Below are 24,919 nucleotides of genomic sequence, written 5' to 3'. Positions count from 1 at the left end.
GCGGTACGTCAGGCAGACCGCGTCAGCWGGACTCACGACTGCTTCGCAGCCGAACGCAGCCTCGCGGGCTCGGCAGCTGCTACAAAGGGTGTCGCGGCTGAAACTGCCTGACTGACGGGCATTAGCTGTTCAGCCGGTTTTTTATTTCACTCAACAGCACTTCGGTCCGGCTTTACTGCCGTAACGGGCCTCCTGGCGCTCGCGGAAGAACGCCTCGTAGTCCATCACCGGTTTGTCCGGGTGYTTGSTYTGCATATGCTCGACGTARTTGTCGTAGTCGGGCATGCCGACCATCAGGCGCGCGGCCTGACCGAGGTATTTACCGAGGCGACTCAGGTCATTGAACATGGTGCAAATCCTCGATCACGCTTCCGGCAGCGCCTGGAATGGCGATTCTTTATCCGTACGCTCCTTGCTGCCCCAGGCGGAAATACCGACCTTGAGCGCATAGAACAGGATGCTGAACACCACGAACAGGAACAGCGCGGTCAGCGTTGCGTTGGTGTAGGCGTTGAAGATCACGTGCTGCATCTGCGTGATGTCCTTGGCCGGGGCGAGGATCTGACCATTGGCCAGCGCATCGCTGTATTTCCTGGCCAGGGCCAGGAAGCCGATCGCCGGGTTGGCATCGAACAGCTTGATGAAGCCTGCGGTGGTGGTGCAGATCAGCAGCCAGGCTGCCGGCAGCAAGGTCACCCAGATGTAGCGTTGGCGTTTCATCTTGATCAGCACCACGGTGCCGAGCATCAGCGCGATACCGGCCAGCATCTGGTTGGAGATACCGAACAGCGGCCACAAGGTGTTGATGCCGCCCAGCGGGTCGATCACCCCTTGGTACAGCAACCAGCCCCACATGGCCACGCAACCGGCGGTGGCGATCAGGTTGGCGGTCCAGGATTCGGTGCGGCGCAGGGCCGGCACGAACGAACCGAGCAAGTCCTGCAGCATGAAGCGCCCGGCACGGGTGCCGGCGTCGACCGCGGTCAGGATGAACAGCGCTTCGAACAGGATCGCGAAGTGGTACCAGAACGCCATGGTGTTTTCACCCGGCAGGACACTGTGCAGGATTTGTGCGATACCGACTGCCAGGGTCGGCGCGCCACCGGCACGGGCCAGGATGGTGGTTTCACCGATGTCATGGGCCACGGCTTGCAATGCTTCCGGCGTGATGGCGAAGCCCCAGTTGCTGACTGCTGTCGCAACCGCCACCACATCACCGCCAACCACAGCGGCCGGGCTGTTCATGGCGAAGTACACGCCCGGTTCGATCACCGAGGCGGCGACCATGGCCATGATCGCCACGAACGATTCCATCAGCATGCCGCCGTAACCGATGTAGCGGGCGTTGGTTTCGTTATCCAGCAGCTTCGGCGTGGTACCGGAAGAGATCAGCGCGTGGAAACCGGAGACCGCGCCACAGGCAATAGTGATGAACAGGAACGGGAACAGACCGCCCTTCCATACCGGACCGGTGCCATCGATGAACTGGGTCAGCGCCGGCATTTTCAGCTCGGGCATGGTGATCAGGATGCCGATGGCCAGGGCGACGATGGTGCCGATTTTCAGGAAGGTGGAGAGGTAGTCACGCGGCGCCAGAATCAGCCACACCGGCAACACGGCCGCGACAAAACCGTAACCGATCAGCATCCAGGTGATTTGTACACCGGTGAAGCTGAACGCCTTGGCCCACACCGGATCCGCGGCAATCTGCCCGCCAAGCCAGATCGAACCGAGCAGTAACAGCACGCCGATGACGGAGATTTCACCGATGCGACCCGGGCGGATGTAGCGCATGTACACGCCCATGAACATCGCGATCGGGATGGTCGCCATCACGGTGAAAATGCCCCATGGGCTTTCGGCCAGGGCTTTCACCACGATCAGCGCCAGCACGGCGAGGATGATGATCATGATCAGGAAGCAGCCGAACAGCGCGATGGTACCGGGGATGCGGCCCATTTCTTCACGGACCATGTCACCCAGGGAGCGCCCGTTGCGGCGGGTGGACATGAACAGGACCATGAAGTCCTGAACGGCACCGGCCAGCACCACGCCGGCGATCAGCCACAGCGTGCCGGGCAAGTAGCCCATCTGCGCTGCCAATACCGGACCGACCAAGGGCCCGGCGCCGGCGATGGCCGCGAAATGGTGACCAAAAAGAATGTGTTTGTTGGTCGGAACGTAGTCCAGACCGTCATTGTTGAGCACAGCGGGAGTGGCCCGTCGCGCATCGAGTTGCATGACATTGTTAGCGATGAACAGACTGTAGTAGCGGTAGGCGACCAGATAGATGGCCACGGCAGCGACCACAATCCACAAGGCGTTGATTGCCTCGCCTCGGCGCAATGCCACGACACCCAGGGCGCACGCACCTACGATTGCCAGCACCAGCCAAGGCAGATGGCGTAGCGGGCTATTATTATTTTTCATTTTATTATTCCAGCCAGAGTGGACAAGAAAGACAGCCACCCCGAGTTTAGCGCTCCTGACGGTAAAGACCATACCCCGACATTGGTCTAGACACCTGCGCGCGCTGGCCGCCTTCAAGAATGCAGGTCTATAGTCAGCGTACATCTACGAGGATCGCGCCATGAGCGAGCACCCTGCCGAACGTCGCCGCTTCAAACGTATTGCGTTCGATGCCCGAACCGAGCTGAGTCAGGATGAATCCACTTGGCCGGTGAAGTTGATTGACCTGTCGCTCAAGGGGTTGTTGATCGAGCGACCCGATCCGTGGTTGGGCAATCCGCAGCAGGATTTTCTAGTCGACATTCATCTGAGCGAAGAGGCCGACATCACCATGGATGTGCAATTGACCCACGACGACCATGGCCAACTTGGCTTTGTCTGCCTGCACATCAGCCTGGAGTCCATCGAGCGCCTGCGGCGATTGATCGAGCTCAACCTCGCTGATCCGCAGGAGCTGGAGCGAGAACTCGGTGCGCTGATCGAAATCTAGTCATCATCGAATTCCCCCTGTAGGAGCGAGCCCGCTCGCGATTGCGATCTGACAGTCAACATTGTTGCTGGCTGACACACCGAAATCGCGAGCAGGCTCGCTCCTACAGGGTTTGTGTTTCGTCTGTTAGTCACTCGAACAGTGCGTCTAGCGCCTGTTCCAGGCGAGTCACGGCAATAATCTGCAAACCCGCCGGCGCCTCTTTCGGCGCATTGCCCTTGGGCACGATGGCCCGCTTGAAGCCGTGCTTGGCGGCTTCTTTCAAACGCTCCTGACCGCTCGGCACCGGACGCACCTCACCGGAAAGCCCGACTTCACCAAACACCAGCAGATCATGGGGCAGCGGCCGGTTGCGCAAGCTGGACATCACCGCCGCCATCAGTGCCAGGTCAGAAGCTGTTTCCAGCACCTTGACCCCACCGACCACGTTGAGAAACACGTCCTGATCGTGGGTCGGAATGCCACCGTGACGGTGCAGCACCGCCAGCAACATCGCCAGCCGGTTCTGGTCCAGCCCCAGCGTGACCCGCCGCGGATTGGCCAGGTGACTGTCGTCCACCAGCGCCTGTACCTCCACCAGCATCGGCCGCGTGCCTTCCCAGGTTGCCATCACCACACTGCCCGGGACTTCTTCCTGGGCACGGGTCAGAAAAATCGCCGACGGATTGGAGACTTCTTTCAGGCCCTTGTCGGTCATGCCGAACACACCCAGTTCATTGACTGCACCGAAACGGTTCTTCACCGCCCGCAACAGACGCAGGCGCCCGTCGGACTCACCTTCGAAATACAGCACAGTGTCGACCATGTGCTCCAGTACCCGAGGGCCAGCCAGCGCGCCCTCCTTGGTGACGTGGCCCACCAGGAAAATCGCCGTACCGCTCTGTTTGGCATAACGCACCAGCAGTGCCGCGCTTTCGCGCACCTGGGATACGCCGCCCGGTGCCGATTGCAGTTGCTCGGTAAAGATCGTCTGGATCGAGTCGATCACCATCACCTTGGGCTTTTCCTGACGGGCAGTGGCGATGATGGCTTCGATGCAGGTTTCGGTCATGACCCGCAGTTGATCCTGAGGCAACCCCAGGCGCCGTGCACGCATGGCCACTTGCTGCTGGGATTCTTCACCGGTGACGTACAGTGCCGGCATGCTCTTGGCGAGGTTGCACAAGGTTTGCAACAGAATGGTCGACTTGCCGATGCCAGGGTCGCCACCGATCAGTACCACCGAGCCATCCACCAGACCGCCACCCAGAACCCGGTCCAGCTCACTGGAAGCGGTGGAGAAGCGCGGGATTTCTTCGACACTGACTTCGGCCAGGGTCTTGATCTGTGCCTGCTGGCCGGCCCAGCCGGTACGACCGCTGGGGGCGGCTGCCCCACCACTTTCCACCATGGTTTCGGTGAGCGTGTTCCAGGCCCCGCACTCACCGCACTGGCCGGCCCATTTGGGGAAGGTTGAGCCGCACTCGGTGCAGCCGTACATGCGCTTGGCCTTGGCCATCGGAACTCCCGGCAAAAAAACGCGATGATAGCTCAGCTGAGACGCAGGAGTGCGGCCAGATATTTTGTAAACGCTTTGTTGTTTTCAAGCCACCTCATTAAACAGGACTTATTGAAATACATTCTCCTTATAAAAACCTTGTATAAGTTTTTTGCTGAACACACCCAACAAACTCCAAAGGCATACCTTGCTGCATGATTTAAAACTTATACAAACCTTGCTCACTTAAATACTTAATGCATAACCCGGAAAACACTTACACAAAACGCAGCTATCCGTTCCTGAAACACGCGCTTGTTAKACAAGGCTTAAACTAACGAAACAGTTAACACCACTATAACTGCAATTAATCTTTAACACCTGCCCCTGATCATCAACTGCCAGATTAACTTCAACGACCGACTCAGAGAGGGTATTTCAACCCTGGTTCGCTCACGCAATCAAAGCCATGACACTGAAAAAAATGCCGTTTTCGAATCGGCACAGAAGACTTGGTCGGCCTCCAGACGAGATCAAACGATGAATTTTCCAACCCCACACAAGTCGATTGCAGGCAAGCACAGCAGGCCGTTGATCTGAGCAAGATTCAATTTGCTGATTTACACTGCGTTCATCAACCTCATCTGTAACAAGGAAACAACCTATGGGCGTGCTAAATGAGTTCAAGGCCTTCGCGGTCAAAGGCAACGTGGTCGACATGGCCGTCGGCATCATCATCGGTGCGGCCTTCGGCAAGATCGTTACGTCGTTTGTCGGTGACCTGATCATGCCTCCAATCGGGATGCTGATCGGGGGCGTGGACTTCAGTGATCTGGCCATAACGCTCAAGGCAGCGGAAGGCGCCACACCGGCAGTGGTGCTGGCTTATGGCAAATTCATCCAGACCATCATCGATTTCGTCATCGTCGCCTTTGCGATCTTCATGGGCGTCAAGGCCATCAACCGCCTGAAGCGCGAAGAGGCAGTGGCCCCTAGCCTGCCACCGGTTCCAACCAAGGAAGAAGAGTTGCTGGGCGAGATCCGCGACCTGCTCAAGGCCCAGAACAATCGGCCTTGACCGCAATAACGAACAAAACGGGCAGCCTCGCGGGCTCGGCAGCTGCTACAGATCGCATTACCGCTTAATTGACTGGCATTAGGCCTTTGAGGCGCCGTTTTTCTTACCAGAAGTTTTCCACCGCCACCTGGCCAGGTCGCCGACTGAGGCTCAAGTGCATGTCACGCTGCTTGAGCAGCTTGCGCGTGTCATCGATCATCTGCGGATTGCCGCACAGCATGACCCGTGAATGCTCAGGCGTCAGCGCAACACCCGCTTCGCGCTCCAATTCGCCGGTTTCAATCAGCGTGGTGATCCGCCCGTTCAATGCGCCAGGATGCTGTTCACGAGTGACTGTGGCGATGAATTGCAGTTTGTGTGCGTACTCCGCCAGATACTCAAGTTTCGCCAGCCCCGCGATCAGTTCCTGATAAGCCAGTTCCCGGGCCTCGCGTACGCTGTAGACCAGGATGATCCGCTCGAACTTCTCCCAGACTTCGAAGTCCTGGAGTATCGACAGGAACGGCGCCACGCCCGTGCCTGTGGATAACAACCACAGATCGCGCCCATCAACAAAACGGTCCAGTGTCAGGTAGCCGAAGGCCTGGCGGTCGACCAGCAAAGCATCGCCAACACCCAGGCGGCTCAGTTCGCTGGTGAACTCACCGCCCGGTACGACAATGGAAAAGAACTCGAGAAACTCGTCAAAGGGCGAGGACACCATGGAATAGGCGCGCCATACCGTACTGCCGTCAGCCTTGGTGACGCCCAATCGGGCAAACTGCCCCGCCCGAAAACGAAATCCTGTATCCCGCGTGGCACGCAGGGTAAACAGGTTCGGGGTCAACGGATGAACCTCGAGCAAGGTCTGGCGCGTAAATTTTTCTTCACTGACGGACATGGAAGGCTCCAATCAACAGATACCCCAGTGTCCCGCAAAGAAAGCAGCGTAACCACCGACAATTTGTAGTGACATTAATGATCGATGACTAAATTCGACACACAGCTGCAAGTATAAAATGACATATGGCATTTATAACTGATCCAGTGCCTAAGAACCTGGAACACACTTTTCCAACAGTCAAAAGAGCAAATCTGTCGAAGCATCACTGTAGGAACTGTCCTACACTCCGTGACGTGCCGGATTTTGGATCCAATACGCACCCGGAAGACACACGAATGGAGATCATTGTATGGAAATCTGGAAGGAGTCACAGCTCAAACAATTGTCACACACGCAAGAGATCAATACTGCCTACCGAATCGCACTCAACTTCGCTAGAAACCTTGGATATAAATTTTGTGGCTTTTCAATTACCTCGAACTCAGTCGGGGCCGAAGCCAGTACGGTAAACCTGAACAATTTTCCCCATGAGTGGAATTTTCAATATAAAAAAAACAGTACCACGCAAATAGACCCAATAGTGGCGCACTGCAATCACTCAATGTTACCTGTTCTCTGGAGTGAAGAGCTTTTTTCCAGGACGCCATGGCTATGGCAGTTGCTGCAGCAACAAGGCTTGCAGCATGGCTGGTCCCATGCGATCCACGATGAGAAAACCGGTCTGAGCAGTATTCTCAGTCTGGCCAGAAGCCACTGCCCGATTTCAGCCTATGAGCTGTACGAGAACCTTGGATTCTCGGTGTTCATCAGTCGCCATCTGCACGCTCTGGCGATCGGGATGCAACCGAAAAAACCGGCTCGCCCTCAGGCGCCTCCCTTGTCACGACGGGAACTCGAAGTATTGAAACTGTCGGCCGATGGCAAGACGGCCTATGAAATTGCCAGGATCCTCAATTTGAGTGAACGCACGGTCAACTTTCATGTGCACAGGGCTATCGAGAAGCTCGGCGTCAACAACAAGATTGCGGCAGTCATCGCCGCGACCCGCTCCGGAGCCATCTGAAAGCGCCCGATTGCGGGAAAACCTGCGGGTAATCCAGTCAAAAAAAACGTACCATTTGCGGTCCTTCCTGAGTGATGGCGTGTAGACCTACACGACGCAGTGCACTCGGACAGCTCCGCCCGCTCCAATGCCTTCGGGCAGCGGGACATCCGTTGATTACCCAGAGCCCCGCCCCATGCCTTTGCTCGAAACACCCTTCGCCAGCCTCGACCTGATCCGCCAGCCCGAACAGCAGAACGAACCGCTGCAAGCTTTCGATGCGGCCGATGAATACCTGCTCAATCATCTGGCCGAACAACAGCCAGCGTCGGACACCCGGGTGTTGGTGCTCAATGACAGTTTCGGTGCGTTGGCGGCCAGCCTGGCGGGCAAGGTGCAGGTGGTCAGCAGCGGCGACTCGTTCCTGGCCTTCCAGGGCCTGGAAAAAAACCTGGTGCGCAACGGCCTGGCGTTTGATGCGGTGCCGAGCGTCCCCGCCAGCGAAGCCCCTGTCGGGCCGTTCGACCGGGTGCTCATCCGTGTACCGAAAACCCTGGCGCTGCTGGAGGAACAACTGATCCGCCTGCAAGGCCAACTGGCACCCGGCGCCCAAGTGGTTGCCGCGGCCATGATCAAGCATCTGCCCCGGGCGGCGGGGGATTTGCTGGAGCGTTACATCGGCCCGGTGCAAGCCTCGTTGGCGGTGAAGAAGGCCCGGTTGTTGATCGCAACCGCTGAAACCAAAGTGCCCGCCGCCTCCCCCTTCCCGACCCGCTATCAGCTCGACGAACCGGCCATCGAACTGATCAACCACGCGAACGTGTTTTGTCGCGAAGGCCTCGACATCGGCACCCGGGCGTTTTTGCCACACCTGCCGAAAAACCTCGGCTCGGCGCGGGTCGCCGATCTCGGTTGCGGCAACGGCGTTCTGGCCATCGCCAGCGCCCTGCAAAACCCCGAGGCCCACTACACGCTGGTGGACGAATCGTTCATGGCCGTGCAATCGGCGTCCGAGAACTGGCGTGCAGCGCTGGGCGAACGGGAAGTGATCGTGCGTGCCGGCGATGGCCTGGCCGGCCAGGAACCGCAATCGCTTGACGTCGTGCTGTGCAATCCACCGTTTCACCAGCAACAAGTGGTGGGCGACTTCCTGGCCTGGCGGATGTTCCAGCAGGCGCGCGAAGCGCTGGTCGTGGGTGGCGCGCTGTATATCGTCGGCAATCGTCACCTGGGTTACCACAGCAAGCTGGCGCGATTGTTCCGTGGTGTCGAGCAAGTGGCGGCCAATCCGAAATTCGTGATTCTCAAGGCGCGCAAGTAACAGGCAAAAAAAACCCTCCGGTCGGAGGGTCGTAAATCCGTGCCTTGAGGCCACGGGAGAGATGTCAGTGCGTGGTCAGGCCGGCAGCGTTCATGAACAGACGCATCAGGCTGGCGACGATGAACAAGGCACCCACGCTGCCGACCCAGATCAGGRCCAACCAGCCGAGCCGCTGCCACAGCGGCTTTTTTTCGGCTTCTTCAATGTCGTGCAGGGTGTGTTTGCCGTTCATTGATAAATCCTCCGAGTTAGATCGATGGCGTCTGTCAGGACGCCATCGCGAGCAAGCTCGCTCCCACAGGTTCGTGGTTCACAGGGCTAGTGGTAACCGTCTTCATGGGTGACCTTGCCGCGGAACACGTAGTAGCTCCAGAAGGTGTAGCCCAGGATGAACGGGATGATGAACAGCGTGCCCACCAGCATGAAGCCCTGGCTTTGCGGCGGCGCGGCAGCGTCCCAGATCGAGATCGACGGCGGGATGATGTTCGGCCACAGGCTGATGCCCAGCCCGCTGTAACCGAGGAAGATCAGCACCAGGGTCAGCAGGAACGGCGTGTAGTGCGCATTGCGGGCCACGGCGCGGATCAGGCCGTACATCGTGACCAGCACCAGAATCGGCACCGGCATGAACCAGAACAGATTCGGCATGGTGAACCAGCGTGCGGCGATTTCTGCATGGGCCAGCGGGGTCCAGATGCTGACGACGCCGATCACCGCCAGCAGCACGAAGGCCAATGGCCGTGCCAGGTCATGCATCTGTTCCTGCAACTTGCCTTCGGTCTTCATGATCAGCCAGGTGCATCCGAGCAATGCATAGGCCACCACCAGCGCCACACCACAGAACAGGGTGAACGGCGTCAGCCAGTCCAGTGAACCACCAGCGAACTGCCGGTTGACCACCGGCAAGCCATCGATGAACGCGCCGAGCGCAACGCCCTGGAAGAAGGTCGCAGTGAGCGAGCCACCGATGAACGCCTTGTCCCACAGGTGGCGCTTGTCGTCCCTGGCCTTGAAGCGGAACTCGAAGGCCACACCGCGAAAAATCAACCCGATCAACATCAGGATCAGCGGCAGGTACAACGCCGAGAGCACCACCGAATAGGCCAGCGGAAAGGCGCCGAACAACGCTGCGCCACCCAACACCAGCCAGGTCTCGTTGCCGTCCCAGACCGGGGCGACGGTGTTCATCATCACATCGCGATCCGTCTTGCCCGGAATGAACGGGAAGAGAATGCCGATACCCAGGTCGAAACCGTCCATGACCACGTACATCATGATGCCGAAGATGATGATCACGGCCCAGATCAGCGGAAGATCAATACCCATGATTCAAATCTCCTTCGTCAGGCTGTGGCCGGCATCGGCGTGATCGTCGTCGGCGGCAGACAACGGACGGGCCGGTGTGCGTTTCTGGCCGGGGCCGCCGTCGTTGGTTTCCTTGCCTTCGTCGGTCTTCGGCCCCTTGCGCACCAGGCGCATCATGTAGCCAAGACCGGCGCCAAACAGCGCGAAATAAACCACGACAAACAGGATCAGGGTGATGCTCATCTGCATGAAGCTATGGTTGGACGACGCATCCGCCGTACGCATCAGGCCATAGACCACCCACGGCTGACGGCCGATTTCCGTGGTGAACCAGCCGGCGAGGATCGCGATCAGGCCTGACGGCCCCATCCACAACGCCAGGTACAGGAACGGCCGCGAGGTGTAGAGGGTGTCGCGCTTGCGCAGCCACAGGCTCCACAAACCGGTGAAAATCATCAGGAAGCCCAGGCCCACCATGATCCGGAACGACCAGAACACAATGGTCGAATTTGGCCGGTCTTCAGGCGGGAACTCCTTGAGCGCCGGCACCTGTTTATCCAGGGAGTGCGTGAGGATCAGGCTGCCCAGGTACGGGATTTCGACGGCGAATTTGGTTCTCTCCTCCTTCATGTCCGGCCAGCCGAACAGGATCAGCGGAGTTGCCTCGTTGCCCTTGTTTTCCCAATGGCCTTCGATCGCAGCGATTTTCGCTGGCTGATGCTCAAGTGTATTGAGGCCGTGGAAATCACCGATGACCGCCTGGATCGGCGCGACGATCAATGCCATCCACATGGCCATCGACAGCATTTTGCGGATCGCCGGGTTGTCCTTGCCGCGCAGCAAATGCCAGGCCGCGGAGGAACCGACGAAGAAGGCCGTGGCGACGAAGGCTGCCGTGGCCATGTGCATCAGGCGATATGGGAACGACGGGTTGAAGATCACCGCCAGCCAGTCGGTGGGTATGACCTGACCGTTGACGATCTCAAAGCCCTGCGGGGTCTGCATCCAGCTGTTGGAGGCCAGGATCCAGAAGGTCGAGATCAGTGTGCCGATGGCGACCATGACCGTGGCAAAGAAGTGCAGCTTGCGCCCGACCTTGTTCCAGCCAAACAGCATGACGCCGAGGAATCCGGCTTCGAGGAAGAACGCCGTGAGCACTTCATAGGTCAGCAACGGCCCGGTCACGGAACCGGCGAAGTCCGAGAAGCGGCTCCAGTTGGTGCCGAACTGATAGGCCATCACCAGGCCGGAAACCACCCCCATGCCGAAGTTGACGGCAAAGATCTTCGACCAGAAATGGTAGAGGTCACGGTAGGTGTCGTTATGGGTTTTCAACCACAGGCCTTCGAGTACCGCCAGGTAACTCGCCAGGCCGATGGTGATGGCCGGAAACAGGATGTGGAACGAGATGGTGAACGCGAACTGAATTCGGGCGAGATCAAGTGCCTCTAAACCGAACATAAGTCTTCCTCTGTCAGGTAGTACGGCTGCTGGCTGGAAGCCTGCACCCACGGCCCCCACGGATATGGAGTGTGGCGAATCTCTGTTTGTTCTTTTTTTTGCACGCATCACAACGCAGGGAGTCTGGCCTTGCGGCCGCCGGATCAATTCCTTTTGCGGGTTTTGATCTGGATCAATCAACGTTGAAAGAGTAGTCCCAATTTCGGGGATGAACCGCGTGGTCTTTTGCCGCGTGACAAGTTGCCTCATGGCCTTGGTCACGAGCTGAAATACATTTCCTGTGGGAGCGGGCTTGCTCGCGATAGCAGTCTGTCAGTCAACATCATTGCTGAATGTCACACCGCTATCGCGAGCAGGCTCGCTCCTACAGTTAATGGCAGTGTTCTCGATATCGATGTCTGGCTAACTAAATTTTTTTCACGGCAACTTCCTGTTACAGGTTGGTGATAATCTCGCCATTCCCCTCTCCCCCAGATTTCCCCGCAGATGCCCAGCCAAGAGCCCTTGCTGTTACGTCACCATCGCCCTTTTCTCGCGTTCTGGCTGGCCAGGATATTTACCGCCAGCGGCTTCCAGATGCTCACCGTGGCCATCGGCTGGAACCTGTATCAATTGACCGGCGACGTGCTCGACCTGGGTCTGGTCGGCCTGGTCGAGTTCGCCCCGCGCGTGCTGTTCATGCTGCACACAGGGCACGTCGCCGACCGCTATGACCGGCGCAAGGTCGCGGCGATCTGCCAGTCCTTGCAGGCATTGATCGCCCTGTCGCTGGCCATCGGCAGCGCGACCGACCATGTCACTCGGGAAATGATCTTTATCCTGGCCTTCCTGCTCGGTGCCGCTCGCTCCTTTGAAATGCCGACCACCCAAGCCCTGCTGCCAAGCATTGTGCCCAGCGCGCTGTTTCCCCGCGCGGTGGCCGCCGCCCAATCGGCCCAGCAATCGGCCACCATCGTCGCCCCGGCCCTCGGCGGTTTGCTCTACGCCTTCGGCAGCGTCTGGGTGTATGGCCCGACGGTGCTGCTGTACGTCATCGCCTGTTCGCTGATGCTCAACCTGCCGGCCCGGCAGACACCGCTGAACAAGGGCAAGGCCACGCTGGATTCACTGCTGGCGGGCATTCGCTTTATCCGCAGTCGTCCGGACATTCTCGGGGCGATCTCCCTCGATCTGTTTGCGGTGCTGTTGGGAGGAGCGACGGCGTTGCTGCCGGTGTTTGCCAAGGACATCCTGCTAACCGGCCCGTGGGGGCTGGGCCTGCTGCGCTCGGCACCGGCAGTGGGTGCGCTACTGATGTCGCTGTTCCTGGCGCGGTTTGCCGTGGAGCGCAACGTCGGGCGGGTGATGTTCACCGCCGTGGGCATCTTCGGCGTGGCAACCATCGCCTTCGGCCTGTCGACCTCGTTCTGGTTTTCCCTGGCGGTGCTGGTGGTGTTGGGCGCGGCAGACATGATCAGCATGGTGATCCGCGCCTCGTTCGTGCAACTGGAAACCCCGGACGAAATGCGTGGCCGGGTCAGCGCTGTGAACGGCTTGTTCATAGGTGCCTCGAACCAGTTGGGCGAGTTCGAATCGGGCCTGACTGCCCACTGGTTCGGCACCGTGCCAGCCGTGGTCATGGGCGGGATCGGTACCCTGGTGGTGACCGGGGTGTGGGTCAAACTGTTCCCGACCCTGGCCAGCCGCGATCGCATGCACGTGGCTAAAGATGAAGAGAAGGAAGAAGCGAAAGTCTAAGCAGGCTAAACCAACAACTCCCCCGCCACCGCCGCACGTGTGGCTTTTCCGCAGAGTTGTTCCACCAGCGCCAGGGCAAATGCCAATGCGCCAGCCGAGCCCTGGGCGGTGATGCAGTTGCCATCGACCACTACCGGTTGATCGACGAAGTTACAGCCCAACAGTTGGTGGCTGGCCGAGGGCAGACAAGTCATGCGCCGTTGACGCAATACACCAAAGGCCTGCAGCGCCAGGGCGGGCGCTTCGGCAATGCCGGCGAACAGGCGACCGGCTGCCGCCTGGTCCTTGATCAATTGTTGCAGGGGTTGGTGTGCTGCCAAGTGCTGCGAACCCACCGCTCCACCCGGCAAGGCGATCAGGTCGAAAGGCTGCGCCAGCAAGTCCACCAGCATCGCATCGGACGTCAGGCGAGTGCCGCGGGCGCAGGTAAGCATGCGCCGCCCTTCGATACTGGCCACCACCACTTCTATTTTGGCGCGGCGCAGTACGTCGATCAGGGTCACGGTTTGCAGGTCATCGGTGCCCTCGGCGAGGGCTATCAAGGCTCTAAAGGTCATCGGGGACTGTCCACGGAATGATCTTTTAAGCGTAGTCAGCTTTCCCGCGCCTTGTTCGAGACATGTGGCTACTGGATGTAAAGCTGCGTCGACATCGTATTGCCGGGCGCATTGATCGAGGTATTACTGAAGGTCAGTGTGCCTTCCTGCTTGCCAGCCAGATCGAGGGCATACAAATAGCCGACGGTTGTCTCGCCAGGCGTACAACTGGTCAGGTTGCCGTTCTTGAACGCGCAGACCGGTGTGCGGGTGCCATTCACTTCGAAACCGTCCAGGGCGACATGGGCCTCGCGTCCATAACCCACTTCCAGCACGTACACTGTGATGTTCGGGCCATTGTGATCGCAGCGAGTCCGGGTTTGCCCTTCGTCGATATTTTCAACGCCACAGGATGGCGACGCGACTTTGAGCACTTTCAATTGCGTCAGTGGCGCAGCCGAGGCCGCCACGACCGTTTGGGTCCCGAGAAGCAACGCCATCAATACGCCGAACACGCTAACCAGACGCCTTTTCATGCAGTACCTTTCCACCCCGAAAAACCAGCGCGCAGTATGGCGCACTTGGCTTTGTCGCAAAACATCGACGACGATCACCGCCATAAGCAGCCATATTCCCAAGCTACTGGTATGATGCGCGGCTTTTTCCGGCCCACAGTAATTTCCAGGCGCGTTCTGCTGCCTGTGCTTTGCTGTTGAGGTCGATACATTCACGGCGCCCGGCGCGCCACGGGGAGCAGACATGCTGGAAAGGCTGTTTCAACTCAAGGCACACAACACCAACGTGCGGACCGAGATTCTGGCGGGCATCACGACCTTTTTGGCCATGGCCTACATTCTGTTCGTCAACCCGAGCATCCTCGGCGAGACCGGCATGGACAAGGGCGCGGTGTTCGTCGCCACCTGTCTGGCAGCCGCCATCGGCTCCACGACCATGGGCCTGATCGCCAACTACCCGATCGCCCTCGCGCCAGGCATGGGTCTGAACGCCTTCTTCACCTATACCGTGGTCCTGCACATGGGCCACACCTGGCAAGTTGCACTGGGCGCGGTGTTCATCTCGGCGGTGTGCTTCTTCCTGCTGTCGATCTTCCGCATCCGTGAATGGATCATCAACAGCATCCCGCTGCCGCTGCGCTCGGCGATCGCTGCCGGCATCGGCCTGTTCCTGGCGCTGATCGCACTGCACAACGCCGGTATCGTGGTCAGCAACCCGGCGACCATGGTCGGCCTCGGCGACCTGAAACAACCGGCTCCGATCCTCGCCACCCTCGGTTTTGCCCTGATCGTCGCGCTTGAAGCCCTTGCCGTGCGCGGTGCAGTGCTGATCGGCATTCTGGTGGTGACCATCGTTTCGATCGTGATGGGCTTCACTCCGTTCGGCGGCGTGATGTCGATGCCACCATCGCTGGCCCCGACCTTCCTGCAACTGGACATCAAGGGCGCACTGGACATCGGTCTGGTCAGCGTGATTTTTGCGTTCCTGTTCGTCGACCTGTTCGATAACTCCGGCACTTTGATCGGTGTGGCCAAGCGTGCCGGTTTGATGCGCAAAGACGGCCACATGCCGAAAATGGGCCGCGCGCTGATCGCCGACAGTACTGCGGCGATGGCCGGCTCCCTGCTGGGCACCTCGACCACCACCAGCTACATCGAATCCGCCGCCGGTGTGAGTGCCGGTGGCCGCACCGGCCTGACCGCCATCGTGGTGGCGATCCTGTTCCTGCTGGCGCTGTTCTTCTCGCCACTGGCCGCCAGCGTTCCAGCCTTCGCTACTGCACCGGCCCTGCTGTTCGTCGCCGTGCTGATGACATCCGGCCTGGCCGAAATAGACTGGGACGACATCACCGTTGCCGCGCCCGTGGTGATCACCGCGCTGGCGATGCCGTTCACTTATTCCATCGCCAATGGCATCGCCTTCGGTTTCATTTCCTGGACCGCCATCAAGCTGATGTCCGGTCGTGGCCGTGAACTGAACCCGGCGCTGGTGATCCTGTCGATTCTGTTCGTGATCAAGCTGGGTTGGTTCAACGCATGACTTTTGATTCCCAGGCCTACGCCGTTCAGCTCGAAGAAAAGGTCACGCGCTTGCGTGACCTGCTGGCCCCGTTCGATGCGCCCGAGCCAGCCGTTTTCGATTCGCCGCTGAAAAACTTCCGCCTGCGCGCCGAGTTCCGCCTGTGGCGTGAAGCCGGCGAGCGTCATTACGCGATGTTTTCCCAGGAAGACAAACGTACGCCAATCCTGATCGAAGAGTTCCCGATTGCCAGCCTGCGCATCAACCAGTTGATGCCGCAGCTAAAGGCTGCATGGCAAGCCAGCGCCGCCCTGAGCCACAAGCTGTTTCAGGTCGAGTTCCTGACCACCCTGGCCGGCGATGCGATGATCACCCTGTGTTATCACCGCCCGCTGGACGAGCACTGGCACGCCGCGGCTTCGAAACTGGCCGCGGACCTGAACGTCAGCATCATTGGCCGCTCCAAGGGCAAGCGCGAAGTCATTGGCCACGATTACGTGGTCGAGCAACTGGACGTCGGCGGCCGCACCTTCAGCTACCGCCAGCCGGAAGGCGCGTTCACCCAGCCCAACGGCACGGTGAACCAGAAGATGCTCAACTGGGCGTACGATGCGCTCGGGGATCGCGCCGATGATTTGCTGGAGCTGTATTGCGGCAACGGCAACTTCACCCTGCCGCTCGCCACCCGCGTACGCAAAGTGCTGGCCACCGAAATCAGCAAGACCTCGGTCAACGCGGCGCTGAGCAATCTCAGCGAAAACGCAGTGGATAACGTCACCCTGGTGCGCTTGTCCGCCGAGGAGCTGACCGAAGCCCTGAATGAAGTGCGTCCGTTCCGCCGCCTGCACGGCATCGACCTCAAGAGCTACGAGTTCGGCAGTGTGTTCGTCGACCCGCCCCGCGCCGGCATGGACCCGGACACCTGCGAACTGACCCGGCGCTTCGACAACATCCTGTACATCTCCTGCAATCCGGAGACCCTGGCAGCCAACATCGCCCAACTGCACGACACCCACCGCATCACCCGATGCGCAATGTTCGATCAGTTCCCGTGGACCCATCACATGGAATCCGGGGTGATGCTGACCCGCCGTTGATGGCGCCTGCCAGGCACAAAAAAGCCGTCTTCACGACGGCTTTTTTGTGGACGCTTACACGACAACATCGACCTTGCGCGGGCGCCCGCCTTTCCTGCCGTTGGCCCGCGCGGCTTCAGACTTTGCGGCGCTGCTCTGGCGACCATTGCGCGAAGCGACGACCGAGGCCGCCATGGCCATCAGCGGCTTGCTCGCAGAAATCATCCCGGCGATAGATACATGCAGGTCCTTGCCTTCATGGCACAGTGCAGTACCCGCGTAGCCGACAGTCAGACTGGCGTAGTCCTCGACCTCAAAATCATCGAACTCCGGATAGTTGGCCACGGGCAACAATACGCCGCTGCCGTCTTCGAAGACCACTGCCAGACAGGGGGCCAGACAGGGAGCCAGGTAGGTAACCGCTGTCGCTTGCAGGCTGTTTTTTCTGCGTAACTCGCCACGCTCAATGGCTTTGCTCAGGCTGCTTTCCGTTACGGGATTATCGGCCTGAACCTTGGCTCTTATCGTTTTCATAACTCGATCTCCACACTTTCCTGTGCACCGATCAGGGACAGCAACGTCTTGTTCGATTCAGGTACGTAGCAAGCCGATTCAATCATATTGGTCGTGCTGACAACCCTTTTCACCACAACGACTTCGTTGCTTTGCCAGTCCCACAGTTGATTATCAAGACAGACCGTTTGCAATTTTCGCCACCAGACGCCACGGGCGCGCCGCAAATGGGCAGGTTCTTTGAGCGACTGGCGCAAACCCTCAAGCACCGCCAACGGTGGCCGACGCGAAAGCGGAACAACATCCCAGAGCTCGACGCCGTTATGCCAAAAGCTGAACCTGAATCTCGCACTCCACGTACCCGCGTTCACATGCGCATGAGGCGGACAATGCTCGTCTCGCAACATGATCACTACCGACAGTCCTTTGAAACTGCATACCTTCATGTTAACCCATCCGTTAGGTTAATGGATCCGAGGACCCGACACTCCCTGGAAAAACCGACCACTGGCATTGGCAGCCGAATCATTTCTTCCGTCATCAGGCTAGCGTCCTGGTAATTCCCGGACCTGCGGAACGCCACGCGATTTGGTAAGAAATCCTTTCTTTACAGCGCGGGCACCTGATAAATACTGATCCAGTTTCTTCATTTGATCCCCGGTGTAATCAATCATGCAGCGACAATTCGACGATCTTCAGTTGGGCAGCATTGAGCTGTTTTGCCTGGCCGCCGAGGCTGGCAGTTTTACTGCCGCGGCGCTGGTGGCAGGTGTCACGCCCGCTGCCGTGAGCCGATCGGTGTCGCGTATGGAAGAACGCCTGGGCGTGCGCCTGTTCGCGCGCACCACGCGTAGCGTGAAGCTCACTGACAGTGGTCGCCGTTATTACGAAGAATGTCGCCAGGCCCTGGCGCAACTGGTCGAGGCTCAGCGCGAGGTGATGGGCCAGCAGCAAGTGCCGTCCGGTACTCTGCGCATCAGTATTCCGACCACCTACGCGCATCATCGAATCCTGCCGCTGTTGCCCGGGTTCCGCGCGCGCTATCCGGCGGTAAAGGTCGAGTCGCATATCAGCAATCGCAACATCGATTTCGTCGGCGAAGGCTACGACATGGCGATTCGCGTGCGAGCCATCCCGGATTCCGGCCTGATCGCCCGCCAGTTGGAAGATGCCGCCCTGGTGATGATCGCCAGCCCTGATTACCTGAAACGGGCCGGCACTCCGCAGACCCTCGACGACCTCGAACAGCACGAATGCATTCAGTACGAATTGCCCAGCAGCGGCCGGCGCATTGCCTGGTTGTTCAACGATGAAGGCGTGCCCCGGGAGATTCTGGCCGAGGGCAACCTCAGTTGTTCCGATGATGTACTGGGCGGTGTCACCTTGGCCAAACACGGGGCGGGGTTGTTTCAGACCTATCGTTTTATCGTGGAAAAGGAACTGGCCGACGGCTCGCTGGTGGAAGTGCTCAAGCCCTATGGCGGGCGCTCGCGGCCGTTTACCTTGCTGTACCCGCAAAGTCGACATGTGCCGTTGCGATTGAGGGCGTTTATCGATTTCCTCGTGGAGCACCTGCCGCGCTGACCTGCGAAATTGTCCGATCACCGCCCACAAACAGCCAGCATGTCTTCACATCAATTGACCAAATTAACCAGTTAGTACAATTTATCTCCACAGGCTGAAACACTCGGCCGATTCCAAAAATAATAAGTGGAGAGATTCCGATGTCCCCTATCGTTCTGGTGCTCAACGGCCCGAACCTGAACCTGCTCGGCACCCGTGAACCCGCGACTTACGGCCACGAAACCCTGGCAGATATTTCGACCATGTGCGCACGTGCCGCCGAAGAGTTCGGCCTGGCAGTGGAGTTTCGCCAGACCAACCATGAAGGCGAACTGCTCGACTGGATTCACGCCGCCCGCGGTCGCTGCACCGGGATCGTCATCAATCCTGCTGCATGGACTCACACCTCGGTCGCCATCCGCGACGCCCTGGTCGCCAGCGAACTGCCGGTGATTGAAGTCCATCTGTCCAACGTGCATGCCCGCGAGCCCTTTCGCCACCACTCGTTCGTATCCGCCATTGCGACGGCGGTGATGGCTGGCTTTGGCAGTCACGGCTATCGCCTGGCGCTGGAACACTTCAGTCATCGTTTGAAGGGGTAATCGCTGTGACTCAGAACCACGTGATACTGGCCGGGCTGATCGGTGCCGGCATCCAGGCTTCCCGCACACCGGCCTTGCACGAGCATGAAGGCGATTCCCAGGGGCTGCGCTACCTCTATCGCCTGATAGATCTTGATCAGTTGAAACTCGACAGCAACGCCCTGCCCGACCTGCTGATGGCTGCCGAACGGATGAACTTCACCGGGCTGAACATCACCTTTCCATGCAAGCAGGCGATCATCCCGCTGCTCGACGAACTCTCGCCGGAGGCCCGCGGTATCGGCGCGGTCAACACGGTGGTGCTCAAGGACGGCAAACGCATCGGCCACAACACCGACTGCCTGGGCTTTGCCGAGGGTTTTCGCCGGGGCTTGAAGGGCGTTGCCGTTGAACGTGTCGTACAGATGGGGGCCGGTGGCGCAGGTGCGGCGGTGGCCCACGCGTTGTTGAGCGAAGGCGTACAACAGCTGAACATTTTTGACGTGGACATCCGCCGCGCCCAGGATCTGGCCGACAATCTCAATCAGCATTTCAACGCCGGTCGGGCCGTGGCCGGGTATGACCTGCCGAGCGCCATGGCCCAGGCTGACGGCCTGGTGAACACTACGCCGATGGGCATGAAAAAACTGCCAGGCATGCCGGTGCCGGTCGAGCTGCTGCGGGCCGAATTGTGGGTGGCGGAGATCGTTTACTTCCCGCTGGAAACCGAACTGCTGCGCAACGCCCGCGCCCTCGGTTGCCAGACGCTGGACGGCGGCAACATGGCGGTGTTTCAGGCGGTGAAGGCGTTCGAATTGTTCAGCGGCGTGGTACCGGATGCCCAGCGAATGCTTGAGCATTTCCAGAGCATGAATGACTGACGCAACTTGTAGAAGCCAGCCTGCTGGCGATGGCGATCGTGCAGATCGCTATCGCCAGCAGGCTGGCTCACAAAGGCGATTCACACAGCTGAATCACGCCTGCAGGTACCGCAGAACCGCCTCGCAAATCATCTCGCGATGACGCTGCTTGATGCACTCATCCGGCAAGTCGATCTGGAAAATCTCACCTACGGTATGGCGGTTCGAGACGCGATAAAAGCAGAACGAACTGATCAGCAGATGCACATCCAGCGGCACCAGGCCGGCGCGGAAGACACCCTCTTCTACGCCACGACGCAAAATCACATCGAGGGAATCGAGAACGGTGTTGTTCATCGCCCTGATCGCCTCGGAACGCTTCACATACTCGGCGTTGTGGATGTTTTCGATACTGACGATGCGCACGAAATCGACGTTGCGATCATGGTGATCGAAGGTGAACTCAACCATCCGCCGAATCGCTTCCACCGGCGCCAGTTCGGTCAGGTGCAGGCGGCTTTCGGTGCTGCGGATATCGCCGTAAAGCTTCTCCAGGACCTCGACGTAGAGCTGCTCCTTACTGCCGAAGTAGTAATAGATCATGCGCTTGGAGGTGTGGATGCGCTCGGCGATGGCATCGACGCGAGCACCGGAAAGCCCCTGTTGGACGAATTCGACGATCGCCTCCTGCAGGATGTTCTCGCGGGTCTTTTCCGGATTGTTCTTGCGACTCTTGCGCGGCTCGACACCCGGTTCTACGGAGGCTGCGGGGAGTTCTGAGGTCATTGTCATTGCGGGCTCACGGCCATCACTGCACAGGTTGGCGATTATGGGCTGCGCGCCACAGTGAAGGAAGCCGCGCGGCCCACGTTTAATCCCGCGTTTACGAATTTCCTACAACTTCGCCTGGCGCAATGCGCCGCTACGGGATTTGGCCATGGCCGCCAGCCGCACCGCGACGTTGGCCGCGCCGTAGCCGGCATAAGCGTTTTTACGCTGGATGATCTCAAAGAAGAATCGCCCCTCGAACGGCTCGGTGTACACATGAAACAGTTCACCGCCCTGGGCGTCGCGGTCGTACAACACGTTGTAGTAGGCCAGTTCGCTGAGGAACTCGTCGTCGAAATCGAACCGCGCCGCCAGGTCATCGTAGTAGTTGAGCGGGATATCCAGCAGCGGCACGCCCGCCTCTTTTGCACGGCTGACCTGGGCAAAGATGTCATCACAATCAAACGCGATGTGATGCACACCGGAGCCGCGATAACTCGACAGAGCGTGTGAGATCGCAGTGTTACGGTTCTCGGAAATGTTCAGCGGCAGGCGGATCGAACTGTCGCGACTGCGCAAGGCACGGCTCTTCACCAGACCATAAGGATCCGGCAGCACGACTTCATCGTCCGCCTCGAAATCCAGCAGGCTCTTATAGAACAGCACCCAGCTGTCGAGGCTGTCGGCCGGTAGTGCCATGGCCATGTGGTCGATGCGTTTGAGGCCGCCGCTGACCGGCGCTTGCGGGTACAGATTGAAGTCAGTGCCATAAACGTCGGCGTGCTGATCCACCAGATAAATCAGGCTGCCATCCGGTGCACGCACCGCCGCCAGCTCCAATTCGTTGGGGCCGACCAGTCCGCGATAGGGCTGGCCCTTGTAGGCCACGGCTCGGGCCAATGCGCTCGCGCTGTCCTTGACCCGCACGGCGGTCGCGCACAACGAAGGACCGTGGGCTTCGAAAAAGCTGTGGCCGAAGGAGTAAGGTTCTGAGTTGAGGATCAGGTTGATATCGCCCTGGCGCAGCAGGCTGACACTCTTGGAGCGATGCTGCCCGGCCTTGACGAACCCCAGTCGTTCCAGCCAATGGGAGAGCTTGGCGCCGAGGCTTTCGTCCACGGCAAACTCCAGAAACTCGATGCCGTTGTACTCGCTGGCCTTGGGTGTTTCGAACAGAATCCCGGGGTTGGCCGCAGGCTTGTCTTGCTGCGCCAGACGCTCGCGGGTTTTCTCTTCAAGGTACAACAACGAGCGCAAGCCGTCGGCGGCGTTGGCTCGTGGCGGGGCGGCGCGGAAGCCATCGTTGAAGATTTCCAGCGACAATGGCCCGGTGTACCCGCTCTTGATGATCGGTGCGAGGAACCCCGGCAAGTCGAATTCACCCTGGCCCGGGAAGCAGCGAAAATGCCGGCTCCACTCCAGCACGTCCATGGCCAGGATCGGCGCGTCGGCCATTTGCACGAAGAAAATCTTGTCGCCGGGAATCTCGGCGATAGCACCTGGATCGCCCTTGAGCGACAAGGTGTGAAAGCTGTCCAGCAACACGCCAAGGCTTGGGTGATCGGCCTGACGCACGATGTTCCACACCTGTTGCCAGGTGTTCACATGCCGCCCCCAGGCCAGTGCTTCGTAACCGATGCGCAGGCCGCGTGCCCCGGCATGCTCAGCCAGCAGCCGCAAGTCGTCGACCAGAATCTGTTCATCACCGATGGACTCGGCCGAGGCGTTGCTGCACACCAGCACCAGGTCGGTGCCCAGCTCCTGCATCAGGTCGAACTTGCGCTCGGCGCGTTCCAGATTGCGCGGCAGACGATCACGCCGACAGCCCTCGAAATCGCGGAACGGTTGAAACAGGGTGATGGCGATCCCGAGATCGGCGCACATCTGTTTAATTTCCCGCGGGCTGCCGTCGTAGTAGAGAAGGTCGTTCTCGAATATCTCGACGCCGTCGAATCCGGCGGCGGCAATGGCCTCGAGTTTTTCCGGCAGGGTACCGCTCAAAGACACGGTGGCAATGGAACGCTGCATATTTAGGCTCCCGGTGGAGGCTTCGGCTACAGGGAATTTGCGCCGCTTTTAAAAGAGTGAGCGGATTATTGAGCCGGGTTGCCCATTGAGCAATTTAAAGTGTACTACCCAGTTAGTTTTGTGTTCGATTATCGAACACAATGGTGGTTGGCGAATTGACGATTTTTTGTCCACTGCCCAACATCGTCCTCACATTAAGTCCGGACACGCAGCACCGGCCGCGATGTCCAAAACACCAAATAACAAATTCAAAAAACGGGTGGTACACATGATTCCTTCCCAAAGCTCACGCATGGCTCCGGCCATGAACATCACTGCCGGTGGCATCGGCGACAAAATCCGCGGCGCCATGGCGGTCGGCAAAACCCGTTGGGGCATGCTGGCGCTCGTGTTTTTTGCCACCACCCTGAACTACATCGACCGCGCCGCCCTCGGCGTGATGCAGCCAATCCTGGCCAAGGAAATGAGCTGGACGGCGATGGACTACGCCAACATCAACTTCTGGTTCCAGGTCGGTTACGCGATCGGTTTCGTGTTGCAAGGCCGATTGATCGACCGGGTCGGTGTCAAGCGCGTGTTCTTCTGCGCGGTGCTGCTCTGGAGTCTGGCGACCGGCGCCCACGGCCTGGCCACTTCGGCGGTCGGCTTCATGGTCTGTCGCTTCATCCTCGGCCTGACCGAAGCGGCCAACTACCCGGCTTGCGTGAAAACCACACGGCTGTGGTTTCCGGCCGGCGAGCGTGCCGTAGCCACCGGCATTTTCAACGCCGGCACCAACGTCGGCGCGATGTTCACGCCGATGCTGCTGCCACTGATCCTGCACGTCTGGGGCTGGCAAGCCGCGTTCCTGTGCATGTCGGCACTGGGCGGAGTCTGGCTGCTGTTCTGGGGGCTGAAGTACTTCAACCCGGAGGATCACCCAAGCGTCAAACAGTCGGAACTGGACTACATCCAGCACGAAGTCGAACCGGAACAAACCCGCGTACCGTTCTCGAAAATCCTGCGCATGCGTGGCACCTGGGCCTTCGCCCTCGCCTACTCGATGACCGCGCCGGTGTTCTGGTTCTACCTGTACTGGCTGCCGCCGTTCCTCAACCAGCAATACAACCTGGGCATCAACGTGACCCAGATGGGTATCCCGCTGATCATCATCTACCTCACCGCCGACTTCGGCAGTATCGGCGGCGGCATCCTCTCCTCGTTCCTGATCGGTCGCGGGATCAACCCGATCAAGGCGCGGTTGATGTCAATGCTGCTGTTCGCCTGCTGCATCATCGGCGTGATCATGGCCGCCGGCTCCAGCAATCTGTGGGTCGCAGTGTTCGCCATCTCCCTGGCCATCGGCGCGCACCAGGCCTGGACCGCGAACATCTGGAGCCTGGTGATGGACTACACGCCCAAGCACATGATGAGCACGGTGTTCGGCTTCGGCGGCATGTGTGCGGCGATTGGCGGGATGTTCATGACCCAGTTGGTCGGCCACATCCTGACCGTCACCAACAACAATTACACCGTGCTGTTCACCCTGATTCCGGCGATGTACTTCATCGCGCTGACCTGGATGTACTTCATGGCACCGCGCAAGATTCCTACCGTCACTGAGTAATACTCCCTACCACGTCAGGCCTGATCTCAGGCCTGACGCCTAATGCCAGTCAGTTTCAGCCGCGCCCCCCTTTGTAGCAGCTGCCGAGCCCGCGAGGCTGCGTTCGGCTGCGAAGCAGTCGTGAGTCCAGCTGACGCGGCCTGCCTGACGT

Annotated in this window: 24 protein-coding genes; 11 read left to right on the top strand and 13 right to left on the bottom strand. The window is 59.3% G+C overall.

Going from position 1 to position 24,919, the window contains the following annotated elements; all coding sequences use genetic code 11:
- Positions 1-150: 150 nt before the first annotated feature.
- Positions 151-348, bottom strand: coding sequence for a YbdD/YjiX family protein (locus AB4Z35_RS28165; protein WP_442100780.1), 198 nt, complete (start codon positions 346-348; stop codon positions 151-153).
- A 15-nt stretch (positions 349-363) separates the two neighbouring features.
- Positions 364-2,430 carry a carbon starvation CstA family protein gene (locus tag AB4Z35_RS28160; RefSeq protein WP_442100778.1) on the bottom strand — a complete coding sequence of 689 codons (2,067 nt, stop codon included), beginning with the start codon at positions 2,428-2,430 and terminating at the stop codon, positions 364-366.
- A 160-nt stretch (positions 2,431-2,590) separates the two neighbouring features.
- Here AB4Z35_RS28160 and AB4Z35_RS28155 point away from each other — a divergent pair, with 160 nt between their 5' ends.
- Positions 2,591-2,959 carry a PilZ domain-containing protein gene (locus tag AB4Z35_RS28155; protein WP_442100776.1) on the top strand — a complete coding sequence of 123 codons (369 nt, stop codon included), beginning with the start codon at positions 2,591-2,593 and terminating at the stop codon, positions 2,957-2,959.
- A gap of 130 nt (positions 2,960-3,089) precedes the next feature.
- Here the strand turns inward: AB4Z35_RS28155 and radA are convergent, their stop codons facing one another.
- Positions 3,090-4,457 (bottom strand): DNA repair protein RadA, encoded by a 1,368-nt coding sequence (radA, locus tag AB4Z35_RS28150; protein ID WP_008004292.1) that lies wholly within the window; start codon positions 4,455-4,457, stop codon positions 3,090-3,092.
- 643 nt (positions 4,458-5,100) lie between these two features.
- Here radA and mscL point away from each other — a divergent pair.
- Positions 5,101-5,514: a large-conductance mechanosensitive channel protein MscL gene (mscL, locus tag AB4Z35_RS28145; RefSeq protein WP_008004290.1), complete on the top strand. Its 414-nt coding sequence runs from the start codon at positions 5,101-5,103 to the stop codon at positions 5,512-5,514.
- Positions 5,515-5,617: 103 nt separating this feature from the next.
- Here mscL and AB4Z35_RS28140 read toward each other — a convergent pair whose 3' ends face one another.
- On the bottom strand, positions 5,618-6,394 hold the full coding sequence (locus AB4Z35_RS28140; protein ID WP_442100773.1) for a ferredoxin--NADP reductase: 777 nt from the start codon (positions 6,392-6,394) through the stop codon (positions 5,618-5,620).
- Between the two features lie 292 nt (positions 6,395-6,686).
- Here AB4Z35_RS28140 and AB4Z35_RS28135 point away from each other — a divergent pair, with 292 nt between their 5' ends.
- Both AB4Z35_RS28135 and AB4Z35_RS28130 read left to right on the top strand, forming a co-directional pair.
- Complete coding sequence (locus AB4Z35_RS28135) at positions 6,687-7,400, top strand: autoinducer binding domain-containing protein (RefSeq protein WP_442100771.1); 714 nt, start codon at positions 6,687-6,689, stop codon at positions 7,398-7,400.
- A 175-nt stretch (positions 7,401-7,575) separates the two neighbouring features.
- Entirely contained in the window at positions 7,576-8,700 is a 1,125-nt protein-coding gene (locus tag AB4Z35_RS28130) for a methyltransferase (RefSeq protein ID WP_442100769.1), read from the top strand.
- A 64-nt stretch (positions 8,701-8,764) separates the two neighbouring features.
- Here the strand turns inward: AB4Z35_RS28130 and AB4Z35_RS28125 are convergent, their stop codons facing one another.
- The 3 genes from AB4Z35_RS28125 to AB4Z35_RS28115 form a co-directional block, all read right to left on the bottom strand.
- Positions 8,765-8,932 (bottom strand): DUF2474 domain-containing protein, encoded by a 168-nt coding sequence (locus tag AB4Z35_RS28125; protein WP_442100767.1) that lies wholly within the window; start codon positions 8,930-8,932, stop codon positions 8,765-8,767.
- Positions 8,933-9,018: 86 nt separating this feature from the next.
- Positions 9,019-10,026 carry a cytochrome d ubiquinol oxidase subunit II gene (cydB, locus tag AB4Z35_RS28120; RefSeq protein ID WP_442100765.1) on the bottom strand — a complete coding sequence of 336 codons (1,008 nt, stop codon included), beginning with the start codon at positions 10,024-10,026 and terminating at the stop codon, positions 9,019-9,021.
- A 3-nt stretch (positions 10,027-10,029) separates the two neighbouring features.
- A complete protein-coding gene (locus AB4Z35_RS28115; RefSeq protein ID WP_442100763.1) occupies positions 10,030-11,466 on the bottom strand; it encodes a cytochrome ubiquinol oxidase subunit I in 1,437 nt (478 codons plus the stop codon).
- A 486-nt stretch (positions 11,467-11,952) separates the two neighbouring features.
- Between AB4Z35_RS28115 and AB4Z35_RS28110 the strand changes: the two genes are divergently transcribed.
- Positions 11,953-13,203, top strand: a complete 1,251-nt coding sequence (locus tag AB4Z35_RS28110; RefSeq protein ID WP_008004277.1) for an MFS transporter — start codon at positions 11,953-11,955, stop codon at positions 13,201-13,203.
- Between the two features lie 5 nt (positions 13,204-13,208).
- Here the strand turns inward: AB4Z35_RS28110 and AB4Z35_RS28105 are convergent, their stop codons facing one another.
- The gene (locus tag AB4Z35_RS28105; protein ID WP_442100760.1) at positions 13,209-13,760 is read right to left on the bottom strand and encodes a DJ-1 family glyoxalase III; all 552 of its coding nucleotides are present in this window, start codon (positions 13,758-13,760) and stop codon (positions 13,209-13,211) included.
- 68 nt (positions 13,761-13,828) lie between these two features.
- The gene (locus AB4Z35_RS28100) at positions 13,829-14,275 is read right to left on the bottom strand and encodes a DUF4879 domain-containing protein (RefSeq protein ID WP_442100782.1); all 447 of its coding nucleotides are present in this window, start codon (positions 14,273-14,275) and stop codon (positions 13,829-13,831) included.
- A gap of 223 nt (positions 14,276-14,498) precedes the next feature.
- On the opposite strand from AB4Z35_RS28100, the gene AB4Z35_RS28095 reads away from it, so the two are divergent.
- Together AB4Z35_RS28095 and trmA are read left to right on the top strand one after the other, a co-directional pair.
- A complete protein-coding gene (locus tag AB4Z35_RS28095; protein WP_442100758.1) occupies positions 14,499-15,794 on the top strand; it encodes an NCS2 family permease in 1,296 nt (431 codons plus the stop codon).
- Positions 15,791-16,870 (top strand): tRNA (uridine(54)-C5)-methyltransferase TrmA, encoded by a 1,080-nt coding sequence (gene trmA, locus AB4Z35_RS28090; protein ID WP_116264089.1) that lies wholly within the window; start codon positions 15,791-15,793, stop codon positions 16,868-16,870. The genes AB4Z35_RS28095 and trmA overlap by 4 nt, the downstream gene beginning before the upstream one ends.
- A gap of 54 nt (positions 16,871-16,924) precedes the next feature.
- On the opposite strand, the gene AB4Z35_RS28085 is transcribed toward trmA, so the two are convergent.
- Both AB4Z35_RS28085 and AB4Z35_RS28080 read right to left on the bottom strand, forming a co-directional pair.
- Positions 16,925-17,383, bottom strand: coding sequence for a DUF2442 domain-containing protein (locus tag AB4Z35_RS28085; RefSeq protein ID WP_116264090.1), 459 nt, complete (start codon positions 17,381-17,383; stop codon positions 16,925-16,927).
- Entirely contained in the window at positions 17,380-17,808 is a 429-nt protein-coding gene (locus AB4Z35_RS28080; protein WP_442100756.1) for a DUF4160 domain-containing protein, read from the bottom strand. Before AB4Z35_RS28080 ends, AB4Z35_RS28085 begins: the two co-directional genes overlap by 4 nt.
- Before the next feature lie 226 nt (positions 17,809-18,034).
- On the opposite strand from AB4Z35_RS28080, the gene AB4Z35_RS28075 reads away from it, so the two are divergent.
- From AB4Z35_RS28075 to AB4Z35_RS28065, 3 genes are all read left to right on the top strand, one after another.
- A complete protein-coding gene (locus tag AB4Z35_RS28075) occupies positions 18,035-18,946 on the top strand; it encodes a LysR substrate-binding domain-containing protein (protein ID WP_442100754.1) in 912 nt (303 codons plus the stop codon).
- A 140-nt stretch (positions 18,947-19,086) separates the two neighbouring features.
- A complete protein-coding gene (gene aroQ, locus AB4Z35_RS28070) occupies positions 19,087-19,527 on the top strand; it encodes a type II 3-dehydroquinate dehydratase (RefSeq protein WP_442100752.1) in 441 nt (146 codons plus the stop codon).
- Positions 19,528-19,532: 5 nt separating this feature from the next.
- On the top strand, positions 19,533-20,387 hold the full coding sequence (locus AB4Z35_RS28065; RefSeq protein ID WP_442100750.1) for a shikimate dehydrogenase: 855 nt from the start codon (positions 19,533-19,535) through the stop codon (positions 20,385-20,387).
- A 93-nt stretch (positions 20,388-20,480) separates the two neighbouring features.
- Here the strand turns inward: AB4Z35_RS28065 and AB4Z35_RS28060 are convergent, their stop codons facing one another.
- The gene (locus tag AB4Z35_RS28060) at positions 20,481-21,158 is read right to left on the bottom strand and encodes a TetR/AcrR family transcriptional regulator (RefSeq protein ID WP_442100748.1); all 678 of its coding nucleotides are present in this window, start codon (positions 21,156-21,158) and stop codon (positions 20,481-20,483) included.
- A gap of 102 nt (positions 21,159-21,260) precedes the next feature.
- Entirely contained in the window at positions 21,261-23,162 is a 1,902-nt protein-coding gene (gene quiC / locus AB4Z35_RS28055; protein WP_442100746.1) for a 3-dehydroshikimate dehydratase QuiC, read from the bottom strand.
- A 268-nt stretch (positions 23,163-23,430) separates the two neighbouring features.
- Between quiC and AB4Z35_RS28050 the strand changes: the two genes are divergently transcribed.
- Positions 23,431-24,768, top strand: a complete 1,338-nt coding sequence (locus AB4Z35_RS28050; RefSeq protein ID WP_442100744.1) for an MFS transporter — start codon at positions 23,431-23,433, stop codon at positions 24,766-24,768.
- Positions 24,769-24,919: the final 151 nt, after the last annotated feature.

Origin of the sequence: Pseudomonas sp. KB_15 (assembly GCF_052114525.1) — a bacterium.
GTDB lineage: Bacteria > Pseudomonadota > Gammaproteobacteria > Pseudomonadales > Pseudomonadaceae > Aquipseudomonas.
Note: the sequence above shows the minus strand (reverse complement) of the source record. Positions and strands in the feature narration are given on the sequence as shown.